Raw genomic sequence first — 6000 nt, forward strand, 5'->3', positions numbered from 1 at the left:
AGTATAACAAAAATTTCAAAAACCCCTAGAATTCTTCAAGTCGAGCTAGCGTCAAGGGGGGCTTGGCTCGTTGCTGTGGCTTGCATTTACCGATGGTTGCGGTATCGTGCGCGCTCTTTCGCGGGCGGCATATTGATGGTTTTAATGTGATTAATCAATCAGGGTTTGCCGCATTCTGATAGGTAGAATTAAATAGTTTGTATAGGGTGAAAAAATGTCGATAGAGGGCAAGGAGTTGTTAGCTGATTTGCGGGCCAGAGGCTTGGTGGCGCAAACTACGGCGGATGAAGAGCTGGAGCAGCATCTGACTAATGCCTCCCGCAGCCTCTATTGCGGCTTTGATCCTACAGCTGATAGTTTGCATATTGGCAGTTTGGTGCCGTTGTTAACGTTAAGGCGCTTTCAGTTGGCGGGGCATAAGCCTTTGGCACTGGTCGGTGGTGCAACGGGGCTTATTGGTGACCCTTCATTTAAGGCGGAGGAGCGCAAGCTCAATACTCCCGATGTGGTGGCTAGCTGGGTTGATAAGCTTAGGGCGCAGGTAAGCCGATTTATTGATTTCGACTGCGGGGAGAATGCTGCCAAGGTCGTCAACAATCTGGATTGGATTGGTGATATGGATGTGCTGACTTTCCTGCGTGATATAGGAAAGCACTTCCCCGTTAATCAGATGATCAAAAAAGAGTCGGTAAAACAGCGTATTGAGCGTGAAGGTGAGGGTATCTCCTTTACCGAGTTCACCTATATGATATTGCAGTCTCTGGATTTTGCTGAGCTTTATAAGGCGAATAACTGCACTCTGCAGATTGGTGGTTCGGATCAGTGGGGCAATATTACTGGTGGGGTAGAGTTGACCCGGCGCCGTTATAGTGGGCAGGTCTATGGTCTGACGTTGCCGTTGGTGACTAAGGCTGATGGTACCAAGTTTGGAAAAACAGAAAGTGGCACTATCTGGTTGGATCCAGCAAAAACCTCCCCTTATGCGTTTTATCAATTTTGGTTAAATACCGCTGATGCTGATGTGTATAAATTTCTTCGTTATTTTACTTTTCTGTCGGTAGCAGAAATTGATGCAATGGAGGCGGCTTTTACAGAAGGTGGTGGAGATATTCGAATTCACAAAGTTGCTTTAGCTGTTGGAGTCACCAGATTAGTACATGGTGTCGAATTGGTTGAGTCTGCTCAGCGGATTTCTAGGGCTTTGTTTGAGGGTATTCCCCAGGATTTGTCAGAGGCTGAGTTGGAGCAGTTAATGCTCGATGGTATGCCATCAAGTAAATTGCCAGAAGATGTTTACGAAAAACCGCTGACAGGCCTTTTGACTGAGTGTGGAATGGCAAAGGCGGGGCGTGAAGTTAAAGATGCGTTGGTTCGTCGTGCGGTTTTGATTAATGGTGTGGCTAAAGGGATTGATGAGAATAATCGCTCTGCTGAAGCCTTTGCTCAAAGTGCGGCGCTTTATGAGCGTTTTTTTATCGTTAAGTTAGGCAAGAAGAAATACCATCTCTTTGAGCTGTAACGTGGGTAAAAGGTGTCTTTTTAAGCGTTTTGATGGTTTGTTGAGCGGCGCTGAAATAATTTTCAACTAGTCGTTGACAGCGGCTTCCGCATCCCTATAATGCGCGCCTCTCCTGTCGAGTAAGACCGACTTTAAGGGAGTGGCAAGCTAAGCAAAATCTTCAAATAATTCTTTTGAAATTAGTTGAAAATAACAGTTGCCAAGGTGAGTATACTCTGTATAATTCGCCTCCCTTGTCAGAGCAAGCGTAGCGCTTCGCTGGCAAGATACGGTAAAACCCGAGCGGTTTACCAAGCTCTTTAACAGATTGGATCAAGTAATTCGTGTGGGCGCTTACGTGTTGATGATGATGTAAATTATTATCAGGAACATAAGTGGCTCATCGAATCATGCAAATGAAAAGATAGAAACTAATTCCTGAGCCGAGATTTTGGATCATGAAGCGAGGTAATCGCGTAATGGTCTCCTCTTACCGAAAGGTAGAGGTAAAAGATTAAACTGAAGAGTTTGATCATGGCTCAGATTGAACGCTGGCGGCAGGCCTAACACATGCAAGTCGAACGTGAAAGCACTTCGGTGTGAGTAGAGTGGCGGACGGGTGAGTAACGCGTAGGAATCTACCTAGTAGTGGGGATAACATGGTGAAAACCATGCTAATACCGCATACGCCCTAAGGGGGAAAGCGGGGGATCTTCGGACCTCGCGCTATTGGATGAGCCTGCGTAAGATTAGCTAGTTGGTGGGGTAAAGGCCCACCAAGGCGACGATCTTTAGCTGGTCTGAGAGGATGATCAGCCACACTGGGACTGAGACACGGCCCAGACTCCTACGGGAGGCAGCAGTGGGGAATATTGCGCAATGGGGGAAACCCTGACGCAGCCATGCCGCGTGTGTGAAGAAGGCCTTCGGGTTGTAAAGCACTTTCAGCAAGGAGGAAAGGTTAGTAGTTAATAACTGCTAGCTGTGACGTTACTTGCAGAAGAAGCACCGGCTAATTCAGTGCCAGCAGCCGCGGTAATACTGAAGGTGCAAGCGTTAATCGGAATTACTGGGCGTAAAGCGCGCGTAGGCGGCTATTTAAGTCGGATGTGAAAGCCCCGGGCTCAACCTGGGAATTGCATTCGATACTGGGTAGCTAGAGTATGGGAGAGGGCTGTGGAATTTCTAGTGTAGCGGTGAAATGCGTAGATATTAGAAGGAACATCAGTGGCGAAGGCGGCAGCCTGGCCCAATACTGACGCTGAGGTGCGAAAGCGTGGGGAGCAAACAGGATTAGATACCCTGGTAGTCCACGCCGTAAACGATGTCAACTAGCCGTTGGGAGACTTGATCTCTTAGTGGCGCAGCTAACGCACTAAGTTGACCGCCTGGGGAGTACGGCCGCAAGGTTAAAACTCAAATGAATTGACGGGGGCCCGCACAAGCGGTGGAGCATGTGGTTTAATTCGATGCAACGCGAAGAACCTTACCAGGTCTTGACATCCTGAGAATCCTGTAGAGATACGGGAGTGCCTTCGGGAATTCAGTGACAGGTGCTGCATGGCTGTCGTCAGCTCGTGTCGTGAGATGTTGGGTTAAGTCCCGTAACGAGCGCAACCCTTGTCCTTAGTTGCTAGCAGGTAATGCTGAGAACTCTAAGGAGACTGCCGGTGACAAACCGGAGGAAGGTGGGGACGACGTCAAGTCATCATGGCCCTTACGACCTGGGCTACACACGTGCTACAATGGCCGGTACAAAGGGCTGCTAACCCGCGAGGGGGCGCTAATCCATAAAACCGGTCGTAGTCCGGATCGGAGTCTGCAACTCGACTCCGTGAAGTCGGAATCGCTAGTAATCGTGAATCAGAATGTCACGGTGAATACGTTCCCGGGCCTTGTACACACCGCCCGTCACACCATGGGAGTGGGTTGCTCCAGAAGTGGCTAGTCTAACCTTCGGGGGACGGTCACCACGGAGTGGTTCATGACTGGGGTGAAGTCGTAACAAGGTAGCCCTTGGGGAACCAGGGGCTGGATCACCTCCTTAACTTATACGTCGATTTGATGTGTAAGCGTTCACACGAATTACTTGATCTGAACTGGTAGTAATAGCGATACCCAATAGGGTCAACAGGCCCGTAGGGTTTTAACGCCGGATTTTTTGTGATTGGCAAGGCGTGCAATGAGCGAGCGAGTGAGCATACCAGCGTATGTGATCGAGTGAGTGAAGCGGCACAGCGCAGTCCAAGCGCAAAAAAGACAAGTTAAAATAGGCCTGTAGCTCAGCTGGTTAGAGCGCACCCCTGATAAGGGTGAGGTCGGCAGTTCAAGTCTGCCCAGGCCTACCATTTTTGCGCTGCTCTTCGTTCGAAAGTCTCTCATGTGCTATTCGCACACATCGGATCTTCCCGTCTCGATCAGCACAAAAATCACCGCCTTATATTGTTCGGTTTTAACGCCGGATTTTTTGTGATTGGCAAGGCGCGCAATGAGCAAGTGAGTGAGCATGCATCAGTATGTGATCGAGCGAGTGAAGCGGCGCAACGCAGTCCAAACGCAAAAAAGACAGGTTAAAGGGGCTATAGCTCAGCTGGGAGAGCGCCTGGTTTGCATCCAGGAGGTCTGCGGTTCGATCCCGCATAGCTCCACCATTTATTGTAAATGGTTGACGTCAATATTCATGATCGTGCTATTACTAAGTAAAGATGCCAGAAAGGTATTTTTTAGAACACTCAATTCGATGAGTCTAAAAAATAGGTTTCTGGTTTTTTAACGACCAGATGTTCTTTAACAAGGTAGATAAGCTGATTAAACCGTTGAATATGTAATTCAATTCTACATATTCAACACGTTGAGTAGTCATCCTAGCCGATGACTATTTGACACTGATGTAATTGAACGTGGTTGTGATGACTGCGATTGATTAGATCAACTGTAATTTCTCAAGTGTAAAAACTGTATGATCCGGCGATCATAAAACATGAGTAGCGGAATTAAGTCCCTGCTATTCATGCTCAGTTTCTTAGATTCATAGATGAAGATGGTTGTTAAAGACTATTTGATTATATGGTCAAGTGACTAAGCGCATACGGTGGATGCCTTGGCAGTTAGAGGCGATGAAGGACGTTGGAGCCTGCGAAAAGCTCTGGGGAGGTGGCAACCGACCGTTATATCCAGAGATGTCCGAATGGGGAAACCCACCCAACATAAGTTGGGTATCTCACACTGAATACATAGGTGTGTAGAAGCGAACCCGGAGAACTGAAACATCTAAGTACCCGGAGGAAAAGAAATCAACCGAGATTCCCCTAGTAGCGGCGAGCGAACGGGGACTAGCCGAGCAATATGAGTTAGTGGAACAGTCTGGAAAGTCTGGCGATACAGGGTGATAGCCCCGTACACGAAAACGATTATTGACGTATTAAGTAGGGCGACACACGTGTTATGTTGTCTGAAGATGGGGGGACCATCCTCCAAGGCTAAATACTCCTAACTGACCGATAGTGAACCAGTACCGTGAGGGAAAGGCGAAAAGAACCCCGGAGAGGGGAGTGAAATAGAACCTGAAACCGTATGCGTACAAGCAGTGGGAGCACCTTCGTGGTGTGACTGCGTACCTTTTGTATAATGGGTCAGCGACTTAAGGTCTGTAGCAAGGTTAACCGTTTAGGGGAGCCGTAGGGAAACCGAGTCTTAATAGGGCGTCATAGTTGCAGGCTTTAGACCCGAAACCGGCGATCTAGCCATGGGCAGGTTGAAGGTGCCGTAACAGGCACTGGAGACCGAACCGACTTATGTTGAAAAATGAGCGGATGACCTGTGGCTCGGAGTGAAAGGCTAATCAAGCCGGGAGATAGCTGGTTCTCCTCGAATCTATTTAGGTAGAGCGTCATGTCTTACCCTGGGGGTAGAGCACTGTTTCGGCTAGGGGGTCATCCCGACTTACCAACCCGATGCAAACTCCGAATACCCAGGAGTACAATCATGGCAGACACACGGCGGGTGCTAACGTCCGTCGTGGAGAGGGAAACAACCCAGACCGCCAGCTAAGGTCCCAAATAGCAATTAAGTGGGAAACGATGTGGGAAGGCCCAGACAGCTAGGAGGTTGGCTTAGAAGCAGCCATCCTTTAAAGAAAGCGTAATAGCTCACTAGTCGAGTCGGCCTGCGCGGAAGATGTAACGGGGCTAAATTGCTAACCGAAGCTGCGGATGCATATTTATATGCATGGTAGAGGAGCGTTCTGTAAGCCGTTGAAGGCAGATTGAGAAGTCTGCTGGAGGTATCAGAAGTGCGAATGCTGACATAAGTAACGATAATGGGGGTGAAAAACCCCCACGCCGGAAGACCAAGGTTTCCTGTCCCATGCTAATCAGGGCAGGGTTAGTCGGCCCTAAGCGAGGCAGAAATGCGTAGTCGATGGGAAACAGATTAATATTTCTGTACTTCTGCATATTGCGATGGAGGGACGGAGTAGGCTAGGCCAGCGCGGCGTTGGTTGT

1 protein-coding gene, 2 tRNA genes and 2 rRNA genes are annotated in these 6000 nt (G+C 48.8%); all 5 read left to right on the plus strand.

Annotated features, from left to right (window positions below):
- Nucleotides 1-214 precede the first annotated feature (214 nt).
- Entirely contained in the window at nt 215-1519 is a 1305-nt protein-coding gene (gene tyrS, locus UNITIG_RS15405) for a tyrosine--tRNA ligase (protein WP_101759176.1), read from the plus strand.
- Nucleotides 1520-2014: 495 nt separating this feature from the next.
- A 16S ribosomal RNA gene (locus UNITIG_RS15410) occupies nt 2015-3545 on the plus strand.
- Nucleotides 3546-3769: 224 nt separating this feature from the next.
- Nucleotides 3770-3846: transfer RNA gene (locus UNITIG_RS15415), tRNA-Ile, on the plus strand.
- Nucleotides 3847-4073: 227 nt separating this feature from the next.
- Nucleotides 4074-4149, plus strand: a tRNA-Ala gene (locus tag UNITIG_RS15420).
- Nucleotides 4150-4566: 417 nt separating this feature from the next.
- A 23S ribosomal RNA gene (locus UNITIG_RS15425) occupies nt 4567-6000 on the plus strand; the annotation flags it as partial.

The organism is Oceanicoccus sp. KOV_DT_Chl, assembly GCF_900120175.1.
Classification (GTDB): domain Bacteria; phylum Pseudomonadota; class Gammaproteobacteria; order Pseudomonadales; family Dasaniaceae; genus Oceanicoccus.